The sequence below is a fragment of the Nonomuraea sp. 3N208 genome, from assembly GCF_052245935.1.
GTDB lineage: Bacteria > Actinomycetota > Actinomycetes > Streptosporangiales > Streptosporangiaceae > Nonomuraea.
Map to the genome: position 1 here is coordinate 163,165 of NZ_JBQQBR010000011.1, position 22,029 is coordinate 185,193.

Consider the following 22,029-nt stretch of genomic DNA (forward strand, 5'->3'; position numbering starts at 1 on the left):
TCTCAGGTGGCTCCCGGCCGATCTTTCTTCCGCGCTGCCAAGATGATGAGTGTCCCGGAGACGATCCCGGCGAAGAACGGGGACGGCACAAGAAGGATGCCGCCCAAGGCACACCACGCTGCGAGGCCCCAGCCGATTGCGGCGGGCACAGCGACCCTGCGTCCGGCGAGGTGCCATGTCAGGCAACCCATGAGAATCAGGGGCACGGCGAAGCTTCCCGGACCAGCCCAGAAGATGACCTTGTTCTGAAGGGACTCCAGCGTCTGACCGGCGCCCCCGTCCGTGAGCGCGAGCGGGACGGCTGCCCACATCCCCCGATCCGCCCAGGCGGTGATGTCCTCCCAGGTGACGAGCGCCAGCAAGGACAGGTGCCCGATTCCCAGCACGAGCATGATCCCGCTCGCCCAGCGGAGCAGCCGCTTTCTGGAGTTCATCCTGACATCCCTTCTTCGTACTCCGCCCCCGCGTGGCTGCGGTCACGCCAGGCTCGTTCCCATTTCCGGGTCAGGGCTGGGTAGACGATGAGGTATCGGAAAGGCGCGATGGCGGACATGTAGAGCCGCCCGAACCATCCGTTGGGCTTGACGAGGACGGCCATCCGCAGCTCATAGTCGCGGTTCGCCCCTTGAACCCAGCCGAGATGCATCACGGTGTGCACGGTCTTGTTCGCCAGCTCGCGAGCGGACTCCATGTCGAGCTCGTAGATCGCTTTGAGGGGCATGCTCTCGTTGTCCGGGCCGCGGGGAGCGTCGCGGATGTCGCTGGGCAGGCAGTCGCGGAGCGAGGCGACCCGCTCACCGACGCCCGCTGACGGTTCGTCCCAGCCGAGGAGTGCGCCGAGCTTCCACCGAACGGCGAACAAGAACCTCGCCAGCCAGGGCTGCTTCATGAGTCCGCCGGTAGCTCGCATCGCTGCGAGCATCGTCGGGAAGTCGTCAGGCCCGGCTCCGGGAGTGCGGAACGCCCACACATCCTCGACCGAGAAGTCACTCGTGAATTCGTGGATGCGCCACGGTCGGGAGGCGTGCGCGGATTTCGGCAATCTCACGAAAGCCCCCTTTCGGCCATCATGGCCATCAGCGTCATCTGATCCAGATCGGGTGTGCCGGTGGGGTCCAGTTCGTGGTAACGGCGGTGGAGGTTGACCACGATCCGCTCGGCGTCCAGCCAGCTGGCGTACTCATCGAGGTCCACCGCGTCGACCGCGTCGACCGCCTCGACGAAGGACAGGCCGCGGGCGTGGGCGGCGTCCGCCTGCTCGACCACGTGGGTGAGGTAGCCGCGCACGGCGCGGATCCCCTCGGGGTCGGTGACCGGGCCGTGGCCGGGGACGATCGTGCCGGCGCCGGTGGCGATCATCTTGTCGCACGCGGCGATCCAGTTGCCGATCGGGCCGCTCCACACGATCGGGGTACAGCCGACGAACAGCAGGTCGCCCGCGAAAAGCACGCCCGCGTCCGGCACGTGCACGACCGAGTCGGCTGCGGTGTGGGCGGGACCGAGGTTCATCACTCGCACCTCACGGCCGCCGACATCCAGGGTCAGCTCCCCGTCGTAGGTCAGGTCGGGCAGCCGCAGGCGGATGCCGCTGAAGTCGAAGGCGGCGAAGCGCTCGCGGAAGTAGGGGGTCGCCGGGCCGATGTCCACGACCTGGGTGGCGGTCAGCATCTCAGGGGGCATCTCATGCTGCATCTCCGTGCGGGTGGCCTCCGCGGCGATGATCTGGACGTGCTCGCCCAGCAGCTGGTTGCCGTGGGTGTGGTCGCCGTTGGCGTGGGTGATGACGGCTCGGGTGAGCGGGTCCCGATCAGTGATCTTGCGCATGGCGTCGAGCATCTCGGCCGTCAGCGGAAGGTCGAACAGGGTGTCGACCAGGAGGGAGGCTCCCTCGCCCGCGACCAGTCCCGCGTTGCTCCAGCCGTACCCGCCGTCGGGCAGCAGCCAGGCCCACACGCTCGCGCCGACCTCGTGCAGGCCGCGCGTGTAGGGCAGCTTCGACGGGGCGCGGTTGACCCGCGGGCGGGGCGGCCGCCGGTCGGGGTCGTGCCGGGGCGTCAGCGGGTATGGCGCGGCGGACGCGCGGACGGTCTGGCGGGTACGGCCCAGCCCCTCGACCGTCAGCTCGACAACGTCGCCGTCCCGTAACCAGCCGGGGAAGGCGGCCGGATCGGCGAGGGACAGGTGCTCGATGAGGCAGCAGCCGGGAACCGTGCCCGAACCGAACACCTCACCGGGCAGCAGGTCCACGCCGCGTGAGGCGTAGGAGATGACCTCGCCGAAGCTCCAGTCCATGGCGTCGGTACGGCCCGAGCCGATGGTCTGGCCGTTGACCTTCGCCTCGACCCGCAGGGCGAGCCCGCCGTCGCGGCGGTAGGGCTCCAGCTCGTCTGGGGTGACCAGGAACGGGCCGAGCGTGGTCGCGCCGTCCTTGCCCTTCGCCTGGCCGATCGCCAGCGGAGACTCGCGCAGCTGCAGATCGCGTGCCGACCAGTCGTTGTAGATGGTGTAGCCGATGATGTGCTCCTCGGCCTGCTCCGGCGCAAGGTCCCGGCCGCCCGGGCCGATGATCGCGGCGATCTCCAGCTCGAAATCGAACCAGGCGCTGCCGGGCGAGATCGCCACATCGTCGTACGGGCCGGCGATCGTCGAGGGACAGGCGAAGTAGAAGGCCGGGATCTGGTACCAGGCGTCCTTGAGCGTGCGCGGCTGACCGGCGGCCTGCTGGCAGTTGCGCATGTGGTCCAGGAAGCACAGGCAGTCGCGGACCGAGGGCGGGCGGGGAATCGGCGCGCGCAGCCTGGTCTCGGCCAGCGAAACCGTCTGCGCCGCCGACGCCAAGGCGGCCTCCCCGGCCGCCCGCAACTCCTCCGCTCCCCGGCCGATGAGCTCGATCAGGCTGACGCCCGGCGCGACGGGATGAATCCGGTCCTCGTCGATCACCCCGACGCGGTCTCCGGCATCCGTCACGTAGGTCACCCAGCGCATGGAGAACCTCCTCTGTTTCTATGTTGGCCAGCATAGGCTACAACGATCAGCATTTGCTCTGTTGCTTGGCATACCTGATTGGATGGACCGCATGGCCACGCGACGTATCCAGAGAACTGAGGAGAGCCGCCGACTGCTGGTGACGGCCGCCGCCGAGCTCTTCGCCGAGAAGGGATACCGGCAGACGAGCTTCATCGACATCGCCGACAAGGCCGGCATCAGCCGCGGCTCCATCCCCTGGCACTTCGGCAACAAGCTGGGCCTGCTGGAAGCGGTGGTCGACGACCAACTCCAGGCCGTGCTGACCGGTTTCGCCCCGCCCGTGGGCGAACCCGCCGGCGATTCATTGGACCAGGTCATGCGCTTCATCCGCCTGCCTGTCACCCGCTTGTTCATCACCCTGCTCGCCGAGGCCGTGGAGGTCGGCTCGCCGATCCGCGCGCACTACGCGCGGCTCCACGCGGCGCTCCGGCAGGGGGTACAGGCCCGGATACCGACAGAAGCGCTACCCCCCGGAACCACCCCGAGGGCGTTGGCAGTCCTGCTGGTGGGGGCCGTCATCGGCATCCACGCCCAGTGGCGGGTCGCTCCCGAGGCGGTGGACCTCGAGGCCGTCCACGCCACGATCCGCGCCCTGCTGCCGGCTAGCCTCGGACAGACCTGACGCCGCGCCGCCATCCCGGCTCACGGCACTATTTGGCGCTTCCTTCCGCGGATAGGCGCGATGAGCCTGCCAACCCGCTCCGCCCCCGGCCACGCCAAGGACTCAGGTGCGCCCCGCAGCGGGCCGCCCCGCACACCCGGCGCTCGGCGCAGCAGCGGTAATCCAGCCCATGGCCATGGCTTGCGATGATCAACGATCTCGCCGTCGAGTTACAGAACGCCCCAGGGCACCGCTGGCTGCAAGGTCGTGATCTTCACCGGGAAGGCCGAGCATGCCGGGGTCCGACACGAAGGTTTTCGAGCGTATGGAGAGGCGTTCGATCAGCGATGGGCCGTTGCGATGAGGCGTCGCAGTGCCGCGTGGGCGGGTGGGCCCCACGTGGCCTTGCCGCCTGGCGGGCCGTGGACAACATGCCCACCACGCTGGCCCGCTGATCCAGCACCGCTAGCACTTCTGCTCACCAGGGGTCGGGCTGTGCTTGGCGGCGAGCAGGGCGAGGATGCCGATGACCGTCAAGAGCGCCCCTCCGGATACCGGCTGCATGATGGTCATCGGCACACCGGCCAGCAGCAGGTAGCCGCCTATTTGAGTCGGCATGTGACCGGTCGCCTTGATGGCCCAGCGGGCGAACGTACCGAAGGCCAGGAAACCGATCCCCGCCATGAAGAACCAGAGCGTCGACATGCGCTCGGCGTTGTCTGCGACGGTCTTGTCGCCGACCGTGTTGACGAAGCCGTCGCCAGCGATGCCGCTCCAGTCGGCGAGCGTAAAGGCGACGATGAAGTGCAGTGCGGCCGCTCCGATCGCCAGCCGGGGGACCCAGCGATTGAGGCCGGACTCGCGTGTAGGCCTGCCTTCGGCGCGGCGTCCTGGAACTGCCTTCGCCCTGTCAGCCCGTGCAGACATGGATGCCTCCCTGATTCTGAAGTATATGGAACTGTAGTTCCGGAACTATAGTTCCATATACTGCTCTCGTGTCAGTGAATCGGCAAGGGCGACCTCGCGACAGTCGGATAGATCACATCGTCTTGGCGGCAGTGCGACAGCTGCTGGCCGAAACGGGCTACGAGCGGCTCACCGTCGATGCCGTCGCGGCGCGGGCCGGGGTGGGCAAGGCGGCCATCTACCGGCGGTACACCTCGAAGGTGGAGATGGCCTTCGCGGCCTCTGTGCACGACGACGATCTCCCGCCCCCCGCCGACACCGGATCGCTGCACGGTGATCTGCTGGCGATCGCCCATCGCGTCTATGCCCGGATGAACGCCCCTGTCGCCCGCCAGATCGGACCGGCCGTCATCGCAGAGCTGTCTCGGAGTCCGGAGCTGACAGAGAAGTTCCAGCACGGCCCGCTTGCCGCCGAACGAGAGCTCTACGCGGTGGTCCTGGACCGCGCCACCGCTCGCGGAGAGATCGTCCGCCCCAGCGACCCGGCAATGGTCCACCTGCTGGTAAGCGGCCCGATCTTCTTCGCGGTCTTCGGCTACCTCATCCCGGTGGACGACGCGGTGCTGGAAGCGATTGCGACGACGGTCACCGCCGGCCTCCGCTCATAACCCAGAACACCACTGCAAGATCACGCGTGACCCCGAGGCCACCTGTCACCCCCGAGGAACTTCCAGCAGCGACCACTAAGTCCCGAACGCGTGTGCGGACAACTTCGGACATCCATGCATGCGACTTCGGACATCAACAATGGCCTCGGCCCCGGCGTATTCCAACGCGCGCTGCGAAAGGTTCATCGGCACCCTACGCCGCGAACTCCTGGACAGGATGCTCATCCTCAACGAGCACCATCTACGCCGAACGCTCAGCCGCTACCTGGAGCACTACAACACGGCCCGACCTCACCGCAGCATCGGACAGTTGTCCCCAGCGCAAGCCGAAACCGGACCGCCAACCCCCATCGACCTGGCCAACCACCGAGTACACCGCAGAGCCGTCCTCGGCGGCCTCATCAACGAGTACCAGATCGCCAGCTGAAACCACCGAGGATCGGCAGGTCAACACCGAATCCTATTATTGAGCCCCACAGGCCTGGCTGACCACGGACGACGTCATCAACACCTGGCCCCTGGACCGGCTCCTGGCATTCCTGGGGCACCGAACACCATCGGCCCCATGCCGCTCCACGGCCGCCGGACCGATGGAAACGGCCAGGAAACACCCGCCGCCCTACAAAAGATCCCGCACGCAACGAAGGGATCATCATCATGAACCACGCCATAACGGCACGCCGCGTCACCGGCCTGGCCTGCGCGATGCTGACGTTGGCCGTCGCCGCCACGCCCGCGACCGCGACCGCCGCCACGTCGAAGGTGGGGGACGTGCAGCGGGCCCTGGACGTACTCGCCCGGACCAGCGGGGTGGTGGGGACGATCGGGGAGGTCTTCGTGGACGGGAGGCGCGTCGGCAAGGGCTCGGCGGGTTCGCGGCTCCTCGACGGCAAGGGCGGGCGCATCCCCGCCGACTCCCGCTACCGGATCGGGTCGCAGACCAAGCGGCTGACGGCCACGGTGGTGCTCCAGCTGGTCAAGGAGGGCAAGCTGGGGCTGGAGGACAAGCTGAGCGACCTCTTGCCGGAGGTGGTGAGCCAGGACGCCGTGGAGCGGGCCGACGAGATCACGGTACGGCAGCTGATCCGGCACACATCCGGCATCCCGAACTGGTTCACTCCCAAGCTCGTCGACATATACGACTTCACCACCTATTACCCGCCGATCGAGCTGGTGAAGAAGTCACGCAGCCAGCCGCGCACCGGGGAGCCGGGCGAGAAGTACTTCTACTCCAACACCAACTACATGCTGCTCGGCATGATCATCGAGAAGGTGACCGGCCGCTCGCTGGCCGCCGAATTCGCCCGCCGGCTCTTCGTCCCGCTCGGGATGAGCCGCACGTACCTGCCGGTCAAGCCGCCGGAGGGCATCAAGGGCCCGCACGGGCACGGTTACAGCACCGACGCCGAAGGCAAGGTGCACGACATGGACCGGCTCAACGCCAGTTTCGGGCACGGCGCCGGAGGCGTGATCTCCACCGCGCGCGACATCAGCGCGTTCTCCCGCGCCTTCCACCTGGGCAAACTGCTCCCACCGGCCCTGCAGAAGCTGATCACCGACCCGCCCGAGAACACCCCTGCCCCGACGCCCATGTGCGGAGGCGACCCACAACTGCAGGTGACCGCAGGCGGCGCCGCCGGCTTCACCGCCGTCACCGTCAGCTCCACCGACGGCCGCATCCAGTTCGCGATGTCCACCACGACGAGCAATCAGGACCCCGCCGCCACCGGCCGAGCCATCAACCAGGCGGCCGAAGCCGTCCTCTGTCCCGGCAAATAGGGCAGTCCCGGCAAATAGGGCAGCCTGGCCCCTCAACCCTCCGAGCCCCCAGGCCCGCGGGCCGGCCACCTGGGCACTGCTGTGGTCAGGCCCCAGTCGTGCTTCCAGGTCGGGCTGACCCTCGACTGACGAGAATTTCCTGATCAACAATGGGCTCAGAGCCGTGGTCGACCCGCTTGTCACAGGCTGCGTCGCCGGTCGCCACCAGGCGGTCGAGCTCCCCGCGGCGCGGCGCGGCTCGCGCAGCAGCCAGACGAGCAGGGCCGTGAGCACGCCCGGCACCACCATGACGAGGAACGCCGTACGCCACGAGAACGCCTCCGCCAGAACCCCGCCCAGCAGTGTCCCGACACCCCCGAGGTGCATGGTGACGCGGGTGAGCCCGTACGCCTTCGCCCGGCTGACCGGCGGATGGTAGTCGGCGAGCAGGCTACCGGCGGCGGGGTTGTCGATGTTCTCGGCCGCCGCCAGCAGCACGCGCATCAGGTAGAACATCACGAACCCGGCGGCCAGGCCGGAGCCCAGCGTGGCGATCGCCCAGACGAGGACGACCACCGCGATGATCCGGGTACGGCTGAGCCGGTCCGCCAGATACCCGGCGGGCAAGGCCACGACGGCCGCCGCCAGGGCGGCGGCCGTCGGGATCGAGCCGGCGGCGGTGTCGCTGAAGCCCCATTCGCGCTGAACGGCAGGGAGCACGCCGATGAGCAGGTTGTGCTCGATCCGGTCCACGAATCCGACGATGAACAGGACGACCAGCGGCGCCCAGCCGAACGGCGCGCGCGAACGCGCGTCGATGGTGCCGGTGCGGGGCGAACCCAACGTCCCGACCATGCCCACCCTTCCGTAGGAGATTCTAGAATTCGCCGGGCTGATCGCTGCGTACGCGGCCGCTGTCAGGGACGGGTTGCCGACGGCCGCGGCGCACAAGCTCGTGTTGATCCAGCTCGCGGCGGTGACCTACATCGAGGACCGGAACGCCCGAACGGTCAACGGTCTCGACTGACGCTGCCCTCCGCACGGCTGCGTGATGGTGGTGGTGTCGGCAGCCTGAGCCGCATTCGAGATCCGCTTTACCTTGCCGACCGCGTCACGACCCGATGGCCGGTCACAACCTGCCGAGGGCCTTGGCCAGCGCGGTTGCGGTGGAGGCGATCACCTTGTCATCGTGCGGGGTGTTGTTGAGGTTGCGGTTGGTGAACACCGACAGGATGATCGGCGCGTTCGATCCGGGTGTCCAGACGATCGCCAAGTCGTTGGCGGTGCCGTAGTTGCTCGCGCCGCCGGTGCCGGTCTTGTCGCCGACCGTCCAATCCTTGGGGAGTCCCGCCCTGATCCGATTGGCGCCGGTGAGGCTGGCCTTCAGCCAGCCGACCAGCCGCGCTCGGTCGCGGGTGTGGAGGGTCTTACCGGTGGTGAGCTTGGTGAAGGTCTGTGCGGCCGCCGCAGGGGTGGTGGTGTCGCGCTCTTCACCGGGCTTCCACTCGGTCAGGGTGGGCTCCGGTCGGTCCAGGCGACTCGTCCGATCCCCGGTGGCGCGGAAGAACTCGGTCAGCCCGCGCGGCCCGCCGATCTGCTTCAGCAGCGTGTTGCCCGCGAAGCCGTCGGATTTGGTGATCCCGGCGCGGCACAGCTGTGCGGGTGTCATGCCGGTGTCGGTGTATTCGGTGGTCTCTGGGGAGTTCGCGGTCAGCTCGGCCATCTCGGCAGGCTTCCAGCGAATCACCTTGTCCATCAGCCCGGGGTCGCTGGTGCGCGCTTTGTGCAGCACTGCCGCGCACGCGAACACCTTGAACATGGAGTTGACGGGGAAGCGCTCGTCGGCCCGGTAGCCGACCGTTCTACCGGTCCCCAGGTCGATGCCCACCGCGCCGATACGCCCGTCGTAGGACTTCTCGAGTTCCTGCAGCGTCTTGTTCAGGTCGGAGCCGGAGGGGGCGTTGCTCCCCGTCTGGGCGGCGACGCTGGAGGTACTCGTCTTGCCGGTGACGGCACCCGCCGCATAGGCGGGGCCGCCCAGCAGCGCAGAAGCGGTCAATATCACGACCGCTGGTCGCAGTCGGAGATGTCGTGTCATGCCGAAGAGAAGATCAGAAACTACCCAGGGACGTCCAATATTGATATGGATCATTCCGCCATATCGATATGGATATCGATAGTCGCCTCAAGCGCAAATGACGCCAGCCGCAGCGCCCCGCGCGGCTCCAGCCTGGGCACTCACCGCTGGGTGGTGAAAAGAACCATCGCGCCCCTGCACTGGTTCCCCCGCCTGCGCATCCGCTGGGAAGTCCGCGACGACATCCACGAGGCCTTGATGACCCTCGCCGCCGCCATCATCTGCTGGCGACGCCTCGTCCGCTGATCTTTCTGTTAGGACCCTTAGGCTTATGTGGGCTGACTCCCTACGAGCGCCACCGCCGGTTCCGGCTGTCAGGTGTTAGGCGTCAGTAGGTCGTGGGGCGCCAGGCCAGTTGATGGCCAGTCGCGCGGGAAGCCGTTAATGGTCAGTCGCGCGCGAGGCGGAGCTCGAACCAGACGGCGGCGGCGGTGCTGCCCCAGCAGCACGCCAGCAGCTCCAGATGAGCGGCGACGGCGGCGGAGGTCCGCCCAGCGGCGGTGTGGTCTCTGCCGTGCTCGTCGATCTCGCAGCGCAGCAGGCCGTCCTCGGCCGACAGCGTGAGTGTGATCTTCTCGGCGCCCCGGGCGAGAGCGTCCTCGACGAGCCGCCCGGCCAGCCGCTCGGCGGTGGAGGCCGGCGCGTCCAGCTGCCAGGCCGACAGCCGTGCCGCCGTCAGGCGCCGCGCGGTGCGCACGGCCGACGGCCGGGCCGACAGCGTCCAGGTGACCGTACGCTCCTGCCCGGTCCAGCCGGCGCGCAGCGCCAGGTCATGTCCCATGGCTAGGAGATCGTTCCAGGAGGGCAACCGCCAGGCGGGTGCCTCCCGCGGCATGTCGCCCTGAGTGAATGGCGTCTGACACATGGCCCCCACGTCGATCCTTTCCCCCGGTGATGTGAGCACGTGTCCAGCATCACACTCAGCCCGAAAGCCCAATATGGGAAAAATCCCCATATGGATACCTAGATGTTCTACGTACGTAGTCCCCACGCGAGAAAACCCGTGCAGGAGCGATGAATCCGCCGCCGGCGCCGTCTCTCAACAGACGACACCCCTGCACCGGAAGGAAGACCCGGACATGCGCCAGCTCATCATGTGCAACATCGTCTCGCTCGACGGCTTCTTCGAAGGGCCCGGCGGCGACGTCATGGCCCTGCCGTTCGAGGAGGCGTTCGACGACTACAACGCTGAACGGCTGCGCGCCGTCGGCACGCTCCTCCTGGGCCGCAGGACGTACGAGGGACTCAAGGGCTACTGGTGACCCGTCGGGGGACACGACGGCGTCCAACGCGGACTTGCCCGGACGATAGCCGTAGGAATCTGGATGGAAGACACCGGGCCGTCGCCCTATTGGGCGGCCGGGGTCATTAGTCGTTGGCCGGTGACGAACTCGCTCCACAGCGCGAAGTCGAGCCGTCTCGGTGGCGCTTCTATGTAGCTGGCTGATCCGCGGGTGGCGCCGAAGCTGAGGGTGAACCGGGTCGTGGCGCCGCGGTCCTGGGGCGGCGTGGCATTCGGCGGGAGGATCTCGTCGAGCGCGATTCGATATTTCTTCTGGTACGGCGGCGCGGCCCGCTCCAGCGTCTGCGGGAGAACGGTCTTGCTTGCGGGGATGGACACGAGCACGAGGGGCGTGCCGTCCGGTGCCCGCCCGTTGAACGCGAGCACTTCCTGCGTGCCGGCCGAGCCGTGATACCGCGCCGAGCCCGATCCGACCCGCGACCCGGACGGGCACGCCGCGGGCCCCCGCTCGCGCAACGCAGCTTCGTCGCAGACGGGGAACGCCTCCGGGCGGAGCCGTACCGACCGGTCGAAGAGGAACACGAAACGCCTCGCCGCCGCGGGCTTCTCTCCCGATTCCGTACGGCTGCGTCGGTCGAAGGTGATGGTGACGCCGTTGTGACCGCCCCCGTCCGGGGCCACGTCGACGTCGAGCGTGTCGAGGTTCTCCGGGCCGCCGACCGGTGGTTCGTACGGCCGGTCCGGTCCCGCGGGCGCGGGATCCGGCAGGACCGCGCCCGTGATCGTGACCGCCATGAGAAGGTTCGCCAGTTGAAGGATCATGGCATCAATGGTGGGCGGCGGACGGAGTCGCACCCATGGCCGGATTTATCCTGGGCACCGCGGTACCACCCTTACGAGAGAAGAATGACCGATACTGGCGAGATGGACCGGCGTGCCGAGCTGAGCGAGTTCCTCCGGAACCGGCGTGCCCGCCTGAAGCCAGAACAGGCAGGCATCCAGCCGTTCGGCGGGCGGCGCCGCGTGCCCGGTCTCCGCCGCGAGGAACTCGCCTACCTGGCGGGCATGAGTGTGGACTACTACATCCGTCTCGAGCAGGGCAAGGTCCGGAACGTCTCCGAACCCATCCTCGAGGCTCTCACCCGCGCCCTGAGCCTCAGCGAAGACGAGCGCGCCTACTTCCGCAACCTCGTCAAACCGAGCCACAGGCGGCCCGTCAGCCGCCCGAAAGTGCTCCCCGGTCTGTTACGACTGCTGGACATGGCCGAGGGCGTACCCGCCTATGTGGTCGGTCACCGGGCCGATGTGCTGGCGTGGAACGGCCTGGCATCCGCGGTCTTCACCGATTTCGCCGCGCTGTCTCCTCGCGACCGCAACTGGGCCCGGATGATCTTCCTTAACCGCTCCGTCCAGGCCGTTTTCGCCGACTGGACATCAAAAGGCCGGGATACCGTCGCCTACCTGCGCGTCCAGGCGGCGAGCCACCCCGGCGACGCCGAGCTCGCGGCGCTCGTCGGCGAATTGTCGGTCAAGAGCGACCACTTTCGCACGTGGTGGGCCGCCCACCACGTGCGCGATCATGCCCGTGGCCGGAAGCGGTTCATCCATCCGCTGGTGGGTGAGATGACGCTCGACTTCGAGTGTCTGAGACCCGCCGATGGCGGCGATCAGACGCTGGTGGTGTACACCGCGGAGGCGGGGGCGGCGTCCGAGCGGGCGCTTCGCCTGCTCGCCAACTGGGGCGCGGATGCCGCCACCAGCGAGCCCGAGACCGGGAGACTGTAGGAGAGTTGCATGTGGGTTCAGCTGACCGCCTTCATCGGCCTGTCGATCGTCGTCATCTGCACGCCGGGCCGGATACGGCGCTCACGATGCGCAACGCGTTCTCCGGCGGGCGCCGCGGCGGCATCTGGACCGCGGCGGGTGTCGCCACCGGCCAGGCGATCTGGACGGTGGCCACCGGCCTCGGCATCGCCGGGCTCATCCACGCCTCGGAACCGGCGTTCCTGGCGATGAAGTTCGCCGGCGCCGCCTACCTGGTCTACCTGGGACTGCAGTCGTTGCGGGCGGCCTGGCGCGGGGGCGACCGCCCCGCCGTCGCGGGCGGGCCGCTCCTGCGCGTGACCCCGGGCCGGTCGCTGCGGGGTTGATCAATGACCTGGCGAACCCCAAGATGGCCGCGTTCTTCATGAGCCTGCTGCCGCAGTTCGCCCTCGGCGGGGACTTCGTGACGATGGTGCTGCTCGGCCTGCTGTTCTCACTGATGACGTTCGCGTGGCTGACGTGCTACACGATGGCGATCGACAAGGCGCGGGCGCTGTTCGACCGCTCGCGGGTGCGGCGTGCCATGGAGGCCGTCACGGGCGCGGTGCTGTTGGGTTTCGGTGTCCGACTGGCCCTCTCCCAGCGCTGACGCCGTTCCCCTTGCGGCCGAACGCGCCGGGACCCGCGTGGAACAGGCCGATGAGGAGGACACCCGTGCTGACGGCGGCGAAAGGACCGCTCTGGGTGCCGATCGATGTGCGCCCACCACAGCAGCAGGCCGCCGAGGACGAGGCCGGCCCAGCCCGCGAGGAAATTGGGGATGGGGCCGTTTCCCAGCGCGCACGGATAGCTCGTCCTCGTGATGGAAGGCTCCTGATCCTTTTGGGGTGATAGGGCTGCACGGCTTCCCGGCGTTCCGCGGAGGTAGCCTCCAAACATGCTCCATGGGCGGGAAGAGGAACTTCAGGCGTTGAGCGGCCTCCTTTCCGACACTCGCCGTGGCCGGGGCCGAGCCCTCGTGTTGCGGGGCGAGGCCGGGATCGGGAAGACCACGCTGCTGCGGCGGGCGGTCGCGGAGGCCGGGTCCGATGTGCGAGTGGTCGGCTGCTCGGGCGTGCAGGCCGAGCTTCCGCTGGCCTTCGGAGGGCTGCACCAGTTGCTGTCCCCCCTGCTCGACCTGCTGCCTGAGCTACCGGAGGAGCAGGCCACGGCGTTGCGCAGCGCGTTGGGCCTGTCCACCGCGTCCACCGCCGACCTGCCGGTGCGCGTCGCCGCGCTCTCGCTGCTGCGACGGGCCGCGCAGGAGATCCCGCTGCTCGTCGTCGTGGACGATCTGCAGTGGCTCGACCGGGCCAGCGCCGGGGTCGTGCTGTTCGCCGCCCGCCGGCTCGACGGCCTTCCCATCGGCCTCCTCGCCGCCCAGCGGGAGTCCGAGGGTGCCGTGGAGATCCGGGAACTTCCCCGGATCGCGCTCCTCGGGCTTGCCGACGAGGCCGCCTCCGCGCTGCTCGACGAGCAGGGGTGGGGGTCACCCGGGCCTGCCAGGCGCGCGATCGTCGCGGCCGTCGGCGGCAACCCGCTGGCGCTGGAGGAGGTGGTACGGCTCGGCGATCCGTCCGAGGTGGCGGAGCAGATCGTCCTTACGGGTACGGCCCCGGTCGGCCGGCGGCTGCGCACGATCTTCGCGGAGCGGACCAGGGATCTTCCCGAGCCGGTCCGTACCCTGCTCCTGGTGGCCGCCGCCGAGGACAGCGGCCGCACCGACATCGTGCTGGGTGCGGCCGGCCGGCTCGGGGCCGCCGCCGGAGCGCTCAACGCGGCCGAGCGCGCGGGACACCTGGACCTCCAAGGGCTCCGGTTACGCTTCCGGCACCCGCTCGTGCGCGCCGCCGTGTACGCCGACGCCTCCGCGCAGCGCCGGGCGCGGGTCCACCGGGCTCTCGCCGACGAACTAGCGTCGTCGCCGGAGCCGGCGCGGGGCGAACGGGCCGTGTGGCACCGCGCGCTCGCAGCGACGGGACCCGACGACCGGCTCGCGGAGATGCTGGAGGCCGGTGCGGCGGAGGTGAAGAGGCGGGGTGGTCTGGCCGCCGCGGCGGCCGTCCTGCACCGGGCCGCCCAGATGAGCACGGCCCCGCGGACGACGCCACCCGGCTGGAACTGCTCCGGCTGCAGGGCATGATGGAGCTCTGGGACGGCGACCAGGAGGCGGCCGTCGCGCGGCTGCTGCACGTCGCAGAAGTGATTACCGAGGAGCACCCCGAGAACACCGCGCGCGCGGTCGACCTGATGTTCATGGCCGTGGACGGGGCGTTGCGCGCCGACCGCACGGACGAGTCGCTGCGCGCCGCGGCGCGGATAGAGGCCGCGGGCGCCCTGGACCCGGGATATGCCAGATACGGCCGGTGGCTCGCGGATTCTCTCGCCGACCGGCCCCGGCACGGGCTGTCTCCGTGGCAGCTGTTCGAGGCCGCTCCGTCGTCTCTCTCTCCTGACCAGGCGCTCCGCTGGGTGTGGGCGGCGGCGCTCGCGACGTTCGGGGCACTGCCCCGGCAGGCCCGCGCCTTCGCCCTGGAGGCGTGCGCGCACCTCGAGGCCACCGGGATGCTGGCCGTCCATGTCCTGCTCCTGTCCTGGCTCGCGGAATTGGAGTACCACCTGGGAATGTGGCGGGACTGCGAGGCCCACGCGCTGGAAGGGCTGCGCGCGGCGCGGGACGTGGGGCAGTCCGTCCTGGAGGCGGATCTGCTGGCCCTGCTCGCCCTGCTGTACGCCGGGCGCGGGCAGGAGAACGAATGCCGCGAACATGCCGAGCGGGCCGTGGCGCTGGCGCTCTCGCGGGGCAACAGGTCGGCGGCGGCCACCGCGCAGTGGGCGCTGGGACGGCTGGCGCTGGGTGCGGACGACTACGAGGAGGCCTGCGAGCGGCTTGGGTCGCTCAACCGGCCTGGATCTCCGTTCGCCCACCGGCGGCTGGCGCGCCGCGCGGTCCTCGACGAGGTCGAGGCACAGGTTCGGGCAGGCCGGGGAGAAGGCGCGGAGCAGGTCGTACGGGCGTTCGAGCAGTGGTCGGAGCAGAGCACGCTGGGGTGGCCGCAGTCGCACCGGCACGCCCTGCGGGCCCTGCTGGCGGAGGGGAACGCGGCCGACAAGCATTTCCGGGCGGCTCTGGCGGCCCCGGGCGCGGCGGACGAGCCGTACACCCAGGCCCGTACGGCGATGCTGTACGGCGAGTGGCTGCGCCGCACCCGGCACGAGGGCGAGGCCAGGGGGCAGCTACGGCACGCGGTCGAGGTGCTGGAGGGTCTCGGCGCGGAGCGGGAGGCGGAACGCGCCCGGCTTCAACTGCGGGCGGCCGGGGGTGTGGCCCGGCGGCGCGGTGATCCCACCGCGCGACTGACGGTTCAGGAGTCGCAGGTCGCGCGGCTGGCCGCGGCGGGGCTGAGTAACCGGGAGATCGGTGCGCGGCTCTCGGTGAGCCCGCGGACCGTCGGCTACCATCTGTACAAGATCTTTCCCAAGCTGGGGATCAGCAGCCGCTCCCAGCTGCGCGACGCCGATCTGTAGCCTGATCCCGCCCACCTCAGCTCACCAGCTTGTCCGGGGTGATGGGCAGCTCGCGGATCCGCTTGCCCGTGGCGTGATAGACGGCGTTGGCAATGGCCGCGGCGACACCGACCGCGACCACCTCGCCCATCCCTTTGCTACCGTGCGGGTGGGCGATCGTGTCGGGTTTATCCACAAAGAGCACGTCGATGTCGGGGACGTCTGCGTTAACCGGGATGTGGTAGTCGGTGAACGCGGGGCCGACGTACCGCCCGGAGACCGGGTCGGGCACCAGCTGCTCCATCAGCGCCCAGCCCATGCCGAACACGATGCCGCCCTGCGCCTGGTTCCGTGCCGCCTTGTGGTTGGTGACCCGGCCGATGTCGAAGACCCCGACGTGCCGGGTGACCCGGACGCGCGGCAGCCGGGGGTCGACGCGCACCTCGGTGAAGTGCACGCCGAACGTGGCCACCGCGTGCGACGTGCGCGGCGTGTAGTTCCCCTTGCCCAGGACCGGTTTTCCGCCGTTGCGGGCCAGCAGGGCGCGGTAGGTCTCCCCGCGCCCTGGTTTCTCCCGATGGAATAGCCTGCCGTCATCCGCCTCAATCTCGTCCTGCGGCAGCCCGTGCAGGGGCGATTCGGGGTCCGTGACGGCCATGCGTACGGCGGTCGTACGGGCCTGCTCCGCGGCGAGATGGACCGCGGAGCCGGTGTACCCCGTCGCCTTCGAGCCGCCGTTGCCCGGGGTCCTGGGCAGCCTCGTGTCACCCGCCCGGACATCGACCCGGCCGAGGGGCACGCCGGTGCCGGCCGCGGTGATCTGGGCGACCATGGTGAGGCTGCCGGTCCCGATCTCCTGGATGGCCGTACGTACCTCGGCCGTGCCGTCCGCCCGGATCTCCACCTCGGCCTGTGTCGCCAGGGGATCGGGGAGTTCGCCGCGGACGGCGGTGGCCATGCCGTAGCCGACCAGGTCGTCGCCGTCGCGGAGCGAGCCCGGCTTGGCCGGGCGGCGCGACCAGCCGAAGCGCTCGGCGCCCAGATCGTAGGCCTCCAGCAGGTTCTTGTCGCTGTACGGCCTGCGGGTGAGCGGGTCCTTTTCCAGGTGGTTGCGGCGACGCAGGTCCAGCGGGTCCATGCCGAGGCGGTAGGCCAACTCGTCCATCGCGCACTCCAGGGCGAAGGAACCAGGCCCGTCGCCCGGCGCGCGGAGGTTGGCGGACGGGCTGATGTTCACCTTCGCGACCCGCGTGGTGACCGACAGGACGGGCGCCGCGTAGGTGGAGGCCGTCGAGACGACCGCGGGATCCGGCCGGTCGCCGCGCACCTCGGTCGCGTTGACGACGTCGTGGACGATCACCGCGAGCTTCCCACCGGCGTCGGCGCCGAGGCGGAGGCGCTGGATGATCGGCGGCTGATGACCCGTCGCGGTGAAGGCCTGCTTGCGCGTGAGAACGAGCTTGACCGGCCGCCGCACGGCTCGCGCGGCAGCGGCGGCGAGCAGGCTGTGGGCCCACGTGTCGGTCTTGTTGCCGAACGCTCCGCCGACGAGCGGGGACAGCACCCGTACGCGTTCGGGCGGCAGTCCGAACACGGCCGCCACGATGTCCCGGTGTTGGTGCACCTTCTGACTGCAGTCGCGCAGTGTGAGCGCGTCGCCCTCCCAGGAGGCGACCACGGCACCCGGCTCCAGCGGGGCGTGGCTGTAGTGCGGCACGCGGTAGGTGGCGTCGACGCGCACCGCCGCGCCCTCCATCGCCGCCCCCGGGTCGGCGCCCTCGGGTAGCACCGCTCGCTGGGGGAACGGCGGCTGGATGAAGCGCCCGGTCGCGGTGTAGGCGTGAGGGAGCGCCTGGTCGAGGGTGGGCACCGGCCGGTGCCTCTCGTAGTCGACGGCCACAAGCGACGCCGCGTACTCGGCCTGCGCCAGTGTCTCGGCGACGACGACAGCAAGGTATTGCCCGTAGTAGGAGATCCGGTCATCGGCCAGTGGGAAACGGGCCTCCATGAATTTGGCGTCCTCGGGAGTGCCCCGCCACGGCATCCGGTCACGGTGGGTGAGTACGGCGAGCACACCGGGCGCGGTCGCCGCTCGCGCGGTGTCGATGCGGCGCACCCGGCCCGCGGAGACCGTGGAGGCGACGAGGACGGCGTGGGTCATGCGGGGCAGCCGGGCGTCGGCGGTATACCGAGCCGCACCGGTGACCTTGTCATGTGCCTCCACCCGGTCCACGGGCGCGCCGATCCCCGACTTCGGCACCTCGGTCGTCCTGGATGTCATCGGTCACCTTTCAGCTCGGTGAGGGCTCGCCGTACGACTTCCTGGGCGAGGTTCACCTTGTACGTGTTGTCGTGTCGTGGCGCGGCGCCGTCGGTCGCCGCCTTCGCGGCGGCGTCGATGGCGTCCTTGTCGAACGGCCGGCCGTACAGCACCCGCTCGGCGGCCCGCGCCCGCCACGGCTTGGGCGCCACGCCGCCGAGCGCGATTCTGGACGAGCGGATCTTGCCGCCGCGCAGTTCCACGGCGACGGCGGCGGCGGTAAGAGCGAAGGCGTACGAGGCACGGTCCCGGAACTTGACGTAGTGGGAACGCTCGGAGAAGGCCCGCGGCGGAAGCTCGACGGCGAGGACGAGCTCATCGCGGCGCAGTGTGACCTCCTCGGCGGGGGTATCGCCGGGCAGCCGATGCAGCGCGTCGATGGGAATGCGGCGCTCCCCGCCGGGCCCGCGCACCAGGATCTCGGCGTCGAGTGCCTGCAGGGCGACGGCGCAGTCGGAGGGATGTACGGCGACGCACGCTCGGCTCGTCCCCAGGATCGCCTGCCGGCTGCTGTCGCCGTCCAGCGCGGAACAGCCGGAACCGGGGTCACGGCGGTTGCAGGCGAACTCGGGCACCCGGTAGTAGGGGCAGCGCACCCGCTGCAGAAGGTTGCCGCCGAAGGTCGCGCGGTTGCGGATCTGCGGGGACGCTCCGGACCGCAACGCCTCGGCGAGGACCGGGAAATCCCGCTCGATCCGCTTGTCGGAAACGGCGTTGCGGCACAGGGCGCCGATGCGGAGCCCTCCGTCCGGTCGTTCGGAGACCTCGGCGAGATCGAGCCCGTTGATGTCGATCAGGTGGCTCGGCCGCCGGATCCCGTCGCGCATCAGGGTCGTAAGGTCGGTGCCGCCGGCGATGACGGCGGCCGTGGGATTGCCGGCGAGCACCCGGATCGCCTCGTCGAGGCTGCGGGGCCGCACGTACTGGAAGGGGTCCATGCCTATCTTTCCTTCGCCATCTCGGTGGAGGCGGACTGGATGGCGTCCCGGATGTTGCAATAGGCCGCGCACCTGCAGAGGTTGCCGCTCATCCCCTCCGGGATGCGGTCCTTCGCGATGCCGGGCTCCTCGGCGAGCAGTCCGACGGCGGAGACGATCTGCCCGGAGGTGCAGAAGCCGCACTGGAACGCGTCGTGGTCGATGAACGCCTGCTGTACGGGGTGCAGGCTGTCGCCGTCGGCGATCCCCTCGATGGTGGTGATCTCCTGCTCCTCGTGCATCACCGCGAAGGTCAGGCACGACAGCACCCGCCGCCCGTCCAGTAACACCGTGCAGGCCCCGCATGCGCCCTGGTTGCAGCCCTTCTTCGGGCCCGTGGTGCCCGCTTCGTCGCGCAGGGCGTCGAGCAGGCTGGTGCGCGGGTCGATGGCCGCCGCCACGTGCCGTCCGTTGACGGTAAGAGAGATCGGGCGCGGCGGGGCGGAACTCGCCGTGGCGGTGGGCAGGTGGCCGAGGGTCAGGGCGGCTCCGACGGCTGCACTCCCGCGCAACACGGTGCGCCTGGTGGGGTTCTGGGACGGCTCATCCGACATGCGTGCTCCTTTCGGGACACGCTCAGCCTCTCCGGCTTCCCCGAAGCCCTGCATCTGTCACTCTGACTGGTCGCCGACCGCGGCCCATCCGCGTGCGGGCCGGCGGTGACCCGCCGTCCGGCCATGGTCAGCTACGGCCGGCCAGCCGGCGGACGATCGATCCGAAGGCGGCCACGGGCTGATCGGTCCGGTCGTGCGGCCAGCACATCGCGATGCGTAGCGGCGGGATGTCGTGGACGGGCCGCCAGGCCAGGTCAGGTCGGCCGTAGTGCCGGCTCATCGACTCGGGACCGATGCAGACGGCCGACCCGGATGCGACGTGTTCGAGCATCTCCTCGACGTTGTCGTTCTCCGGACCCCAGATCGGCGTGCGTCCATCCGGGCGGGGGTTCACCGCCCACCAGTCGACCCAGTGCCTCGGGGCCCGGCGGGTCCACACCAACGGCTCATCGGATAGGTCGAGGATCGAGATCGTCTCGCGCTCGGCCAGTCGGTGCCCGGCGGCGATGCCGACCATGCGCCCCTCGACGGCGACGATCTCGGTGTGCAGTCCGGTCGTGTCGGCTGGGAGCCACACAAAAGCGACGTCGACGAGCCCCTCATGCAGCGCAGCGACCTCACCGCCCCACTCGAAGCGTTTCGGCTCGACGGAGAAGCCGGGGTGCAGCCGCCGGAATTCGGCGTAGGCCTGGGTGGCCAGCGAACCGGCCCCTGAGGCTTCGAAGCCGACCCGCAGAATGCGTGCTGTGGCGGCGGCGACAAGCCGCGCCGTGCGCTCGGCGGCCCGCCAGTCGGCGATCAGTTGCCGGGCGAGGGGGAGGAATGCCTCTCCTGCGGTCGTGAGCGACACCTGCCGGCTGGTCCGCTCGAAGAGCGGCGTGCGAAGGTCTTCTTCCAGGCGGCGGATTCCGCGGCTGAGGACCGGCTGGGAGACGAAGAGCCGTTCGGCGGCTCGCGTGAAGTTGAGCTGTTCGGCCAGCTCGATGAAGTAGCGCAGGGCACGCGTGTCCACATCCATGCGACTGCCTCCCGCGCCCATCCCAAGGGCGATCTATGCGTTCACCGTATAGAAAGAGGTCTTGGACGTGACCCGGGAGAAGGAGGTTTTCTAGATCTCGCGAGATCACGAGGCCAGGCGGCCGCCGCGCCGGCGTTCCGGTGAATCGGACCCCGGTTACTCTCGGGGGCGCCTGCCACGTGCACGAACTCCCTTCTCGATCCCGCTGCCACCCATCCTGGAGGACGACCATGTCACTCGATCCACGTGCCGAACGCCGCCGCCCGTCGCTCTCCTCACCGCGGCGCGACGTCCTGATGGCGGGGGCCGCCGGCCTCATAGCGGCCGCCGCCCTTCCAGGTGGGGAAGCCGCCGCGCACACGGCGCCGTCCGGAGCCGGGCGCCACGGCGGCACCGGCGGGTTCGCAGGGAAGACCGTGCTCATCACCGGTGCGACTTCGGGCATCGGCAAGGCCACCGCCTACGCCTTCGCCAAGGAGGGCGCACGGGTGATGTTCTGTGGCCGGCGTACCGAGTTGGGACGGAGCAACGAGCGCGAGATCCGCGACTCCGGCGGAGAGGCGAGCTTCCGCCGGGCCGACGTACGCGAGGAATCCGACGTCGCAGCGCTGGTCACAGAGTGCGTGCGCCACTATGGCCGGATCGACATCGCCGTCAACAACGCGGGCATCGAAACACCCAGGCCCTCACCGTTGCACCAGCAGTCGGTACGCGACTTCGACGCAGTCTGGCGCACCAACGCCCGGGGCGTCTTCTTGTCCATGAAGTACGAGCTGCCGCGGATGCTGAGCCAGCGTCGCGGCGTCATCATCAACACGGCCTCGATCTCCGCCGAAGCCGGGTTCGCCACCATCGCCCCGTATAGCGCCAGCAAGCACGCCGTCGCCTCGCTCACCAAGGTCGCCGCATTGGAATACGCGGACAAGGGCATCCGCGTCAACGCTCTGGCGCCGGGAGCGGTGGACACCCCGATGCTGCGGCGCGCCGCCGAGGCGTTCGGGACCACCTATGCGGAAATCGCGCAGGACTACCCGATCAAACGGATCGTTCATCCCGACGAGATCGCCCGCGTGATCATGTTCCTTGCCTCGGACGAGGCGTCCGCGGTGGTCGGAACAGACGTCGACGCCTCGGGCGGCTACCTGACCGGCTGACCGGCGATCGGATCGCACTCGGTGAGACATCCGACCTGCTGCGAAGCAGGGCGGAACAGGGCGCGCGCCAGCCGTACAAGATTGTCGACGAGAGGCGAGGTGTCCCCCGATGCACCAGGCGAGACTGAGCGTCGAGACCTGCTGGACCGGGCGGGAGCCCGGTTGCGGACGGGCTCCCCCGAATCGTCAGGGGAGGAGCTTGTCCGCGGTGATGGGGAGGCTCCTGACGCGCTTGCCGGTGGCGTTGTAGACCGCGTTGGTGTAGGCCGCGGCGGCTCCCACGGTGCCGAGCTCGCCGATTCCCCGCGCGCCCGTCGAGCTGATCGCCGGCGCTACCGCGGAAGGTGGACGAGGCG

The 22,029-nt window shown here is 69.6% G+C and carries 24 protein-coding genes and 1 pseudogene; 13 read left to right on the forward strand and 12 right to left on the reverse strand.

Annotation, left to right across the window (positions count from 1 at the left end; genetic code table 11):
* Positions 1-2 precede the first annotated feature (2 nt).
* The 3 genes from ACTWPT_RS18760 to ACTWPT_RS18770 are packed head-to-tail and all read right to left on the reverse strand — an operon-like array spanning position 3 to position 2,985.
* Complete coding sequence (locus ACTWPT_RS18760) at positions 3-434, reverse strand: DUF6463 family protein (protein ID WP_443178694.1); 432 nt, start codon at positions 432-434, stop codon at positions 3-5.
* Positions 431-1,048 (reverse strand): DUF2867 domain-containing protein, encoded by a 618-nt coding sequence (locus ACTWPT_RS18765; protein ID WP_443178695.1) that lies wholly within the window; start codon positions 1,046-1,048, stop codon positions 431-433. Before ACTWPT_RS18765 ends, ACTWPT_RS18760 begins: the two co-directional genes overlap by 4 nt.
* Entirely contained in the window at positions 1,045-2,985 is a 1,941-nt protein-coding gene (locus ACTWPT_RS18770; RefSeq protein WP_443178696.1) for a fumarylacetoacetate hydrolase family protein, read from the reverse strand. The genes ACTWPT_RS18765 and ACTWPT_RS18770 overlap by 4 nt, the downstream gene beginning before the upstream one ends.
* Before the next feature lie 91 nt (positions 2,986-3,076).
* Between ACTWPT_RS18770 and ACTWPT_RS18775 the strand changes: the two genes are divergently transcribed.
* Entirely contained in the window at positions 3,077-3,649 is a 573-nt protein-coding gene (locus ACTWPT_RS18775) for a TetR family transcriptional regulator (protein WP_443178697.1), read from the forward strand.
* A gap of 444 nt (positions 3,650-4,093) precedes the next feature.
* Here ACTWPT_RS18775 and ACTWPT_RS18780 read toward each other — a convergent pair whose 3' ends face one another.
* Positions 4,094-4,555, reverse strand: coding sequence for a DUF6463 family protein (locus ACTWPT_RS18780; protein ID WP_443178698.1), 462 nt, complete (start codon positions 4,553-4,555; stop codon positions 4,094-4,096).
* A 131-nt stretch (positions 4,556-4,686) separates the two neighbouring features.
* Between ACTWPT_RS18780 and ACTWPT_RS18785 the strand changes: the two genes are divergently transcribed.
* From ACTWPT_RS18785 to ACTWPT_RS18795, 3 genes are all read left to right on the forward strand, one after another.
* Positions 4,687-5,202, forward strand: a complete 516-nt coding sequence (locus ACTWPT_RS18785) for a TetR/AcrR family transcriptional regulator (protein WP_443178792.1) — start codon at positions 4,687-4,689, stop codon at positions 5,200-5,202.
* 139 nt (positions 5,203-5,341) lie between these two features.
* Positions 5,342-5,629, forward strand: coding sequence for an integrase core domain-containing protein (locus ACTWPT_RS18790; protein WP_443178699.1), 288 nt, complete (start codon positions 5,342-5,344; stop codon positions 5,627-5,629).
* Between the two features lie 230 nt (positions 5,630-5,859).
* Positions 5,860-6,981, forward strand: coding sequence for a serine hydrolase domain-containing protein (locus tag ACTWPT_RS18795; protein WP_443178700.1), 1,122 nt, complete (start codon positions 5,860-5,862; stop codon positions 6,979-6,981).
* A 258-nt stretch (positions 6,982-7,239) separates the two neighbouring features.
* On the opposite strand, the pseudogene ACTWPT_RS18800 reads toward ACTWPT_RS18795, so the two are convergent.
* A pseudogene (locus tag ACTWPT_RS18800) lies at positions 7,240-7,713 on the reverse strand (MFS transporter); the annotation flags it as partial.
* Here ACTWPT_RS18800 and ACTWPT_RS18805 point away from each other — a divergent pair.
* A complete protein-coding gene (locus tag ACTWPT_RS18805) occupies positions 7,685-7,831 on the forward strand; it encodes a hypothetical protein (RefSeq protein ID WP_443178701.1) in 147 nt (48 codons plus the stop codon). The pseudogene ACTWPT_RS18800 and the gene ACTWPT_RS18805 sit on opposite strands and share 29 nt — an antisense overlap.
* Positions 7,832-8,089: 258 nt before the next feature.
* On the opposite strand, the gene bla is transcribed toward ACTWPT_RS18805, so the two are convergent.
* Entirely contained in the window at positions 8,090-9,058 is a 969-nt protein-coding gene (gene bla, locus ACTWPT_RS18810; RefSeq protein WP_443178702.1) for a class A beta-lactamase, read from the reverse strand.
* A 153-nt stretch (positions 9,059-9,211) separates the two neighbouring features.
* Between bla and ACTWPT_RS18815 the strand changes: the two genes are divergently transcribed.
* Positions 9,212-9,343, forward strand: coding sequence for a hypothetical protein (locus ACTWPT_RS18815; RefSeq protein WP_443178703.1), 132 nt, complete (start codon positions 9,212-9,214; stop codon positions 9,341-9,343).
* 142 nt (positions 9,344-9,485) lie between these two features.
* Here ACTWPT_RS18815 and ACTWPT_RS18820 read toward each other — a convergent pair whose 3' ends face one another.
* Positions 9,486-9,878: a hypothetical protein gene (locus ACTWPT_RS18820; RefSeq protein ID WP_443178704.1), complete on the reverse strand. Its 393-nt coding sequence runs from the start codon at positions 9,876-9,878 to the stop codon at positions 9,486-9,488.
* A gap of 298 nt (positions 9,879-10,176) precedes the next feature.
* Between ACTWPT_RS18820 and ACTWPT_RS18825 the strand changes: the two genes are divergently transcribed.
* On the forward strand, positions 10,177-10,359 hold the full coding sequence (locus tag ACTWPT_RS18825) for a dihydrofolate reductase family protein (RefSeq protein ID WP_443178705.1): 183 nt from the start codon (positions 10,177-10,179) through the stop codon (positions 10,357-10,359).
* Between the two features lie 86 nt (positions 10,360-10,445).
* Here ACTWPT_RS18825 and ACTWPT_RS18830 read toward each other — a convergent pair whose 3' ends face one another.
* Positions 10,446-11,162, reverse strand: a complete 717-nt coding sequence (locus ACTWPT_RS18830) for a hypothetical protein (RefSeq protein ID WP_443178706.1) — start codon at positions 11,160-11,162, stop codon at positions 10,446-10,448.
* Positions 11,163-11,246: 84 nt separating this feature from the next.
* Here ACTWPT_RS18830 and ACTWPT_RS18835 point away from each other — a divergent pair, with 84 nt between their 5' ends.
* The 5 genes from ACTWPT_RS18835 (at position 11,247) to ACTWPT_RS18855 (ending at position 15,671) form a co-directional block, all read left to right on the forward strand.
* Positions 11,247-12,125, forward strand: a complete 879-nt coding sequence (locus ACTWPT_RS18835) for a helix-turn-helix transcriptional regulator (RefSeq protein WP_443178707.1) — start codon at positions 11,247-11,249, stop codon at positions 12,123-12,125.
* 11 nt (positions 12,126-12,136) lie between these two features.
* Positions 12,137-12,490, forward strand: coding sequence for a LysE family translocator (locus ACTWPT_RS18840; protein ID WP_443178708.1), 354 nt, complete (start codon positions 12,137-12,139; stop codon positions 12,488-12,490).
* Positions 12,487-12,753 (forward strand): LysE family translocator, encoded by a 267-nt coding sequence (locus ACTWPT_RS18845; RefSeq protein WP_443178709.1) that lies wholly within the window; start codon positions 12,487-12,489, stop codon positions 12,751-12,753. The genes ACTWPT_RS18840 and ACTWPT_RS18845 overlap by 4 nt, the downstream gene beginning before the upstream one ends.
* A gap of 288 nt (positions 12,754-13,041) precedes the next feature.
* Positions 13,042-14,286, forward strand: coding sequence for an AAA family ATPase (locus ACTWPT_RS18850; RefSeq protein ID WP_443178710.1), 1,245 nt, complete (start codon positions 13,042-13,044; stop codon positions 14,284-14,286).
* Positions 14,283-15,671: a helix-turn-helix transcriptional regulator gene (locus ACTWPT_RS18855; protein ID WP_443178711.1), complete on the forward strand. Its 1,389-nt coding sequence runs from the start codon at positions 14,283-14,285 to the stop codon at positions 15,669-15,671. The genes ACTWPT_RS18850 and ACTWPT_RS18855 overlap by 4 nt, the downstream gene beginning before the upstream one ends.
* Positions 15,672-15,687: 16 nt before the next feature.
* Here the strand turns inward: ACTWPT_RS18855 and ACTWPT_RS18860 are convergent, their stop codons facing one another.
* The 4 genes from ACTWPT_RS18860 to ACTWPT_RS18875 all read right to left on the reverse strand — a co-directional run bounded on the left by ACTWPT_RS18860 (position 15,688) and on the right by ACTWPT_RS18875 (position 20,519).
* Positions 15,688-17,931, reverse strand: coding sequence for a xanthine dehydrogenase family protein molybdopterin-binding subunit (locus tag ACTWPT_RS18860; RefSeq protein WP_443178712.1), 2,244 nt, complete (start codon positions 17,929-17,931; stop codon positions 15,688-15,690).
* Entirely contained in the window at positions 17,928-18,908 is a 981-nt protein-coding gene (locus tag ACTWPT_RS18865) for an FAD binding domain-containing protein (protein ID WP_443178713.1), read from the reverse strand. Before ACTWPT_RS18865 ends, ACTWPT_RS18860 begins: the two co-directional genes overlap by 4 nt.
* 2 nt (positions 18,909-18,910) lie before the next feature.
* A complete protein-coding gene (locus ACTWPT_RS18870) occupies positions 18,911-19,501 on the reverse strand; it encodes a 2Fe-2S iron-sulfur cluster-binding protein (protein WP_443178714.1) in 591 nt (196 codons plus the stop codon).
* Positions 19,502-19,628: 127 nt separating this feature from the next.
* Positions 19,629-20,519, reverse strand: a complete 891-nt coding sequence (locus ACTWPT_RS18875) for a LysR family transcriptional regulator (protein ID WP_443178715.1) — start codon at positions 20,517-20,519, stop codon at positions 19,629-19,631.
* 230 nt (positions 20,520-20,749) lie between these two features.
* Here ACTWPT_RS18875 and ACTWPT_RS18880 point away from each other — a divergent pair, with 230 nt between their 5' ends.
* Entirely contained in the window at positions 20,750-21,673 is a 924-nt protein-coding gene (locus ACTWPT_RS18880) for an SDR family NAD(P)-dependent oxidoreductase (RefSeq protein WP_443178716.1), read from the forward strand.
* Positions 21,674-22,029 lie beyond the last annotated feature (356 nt).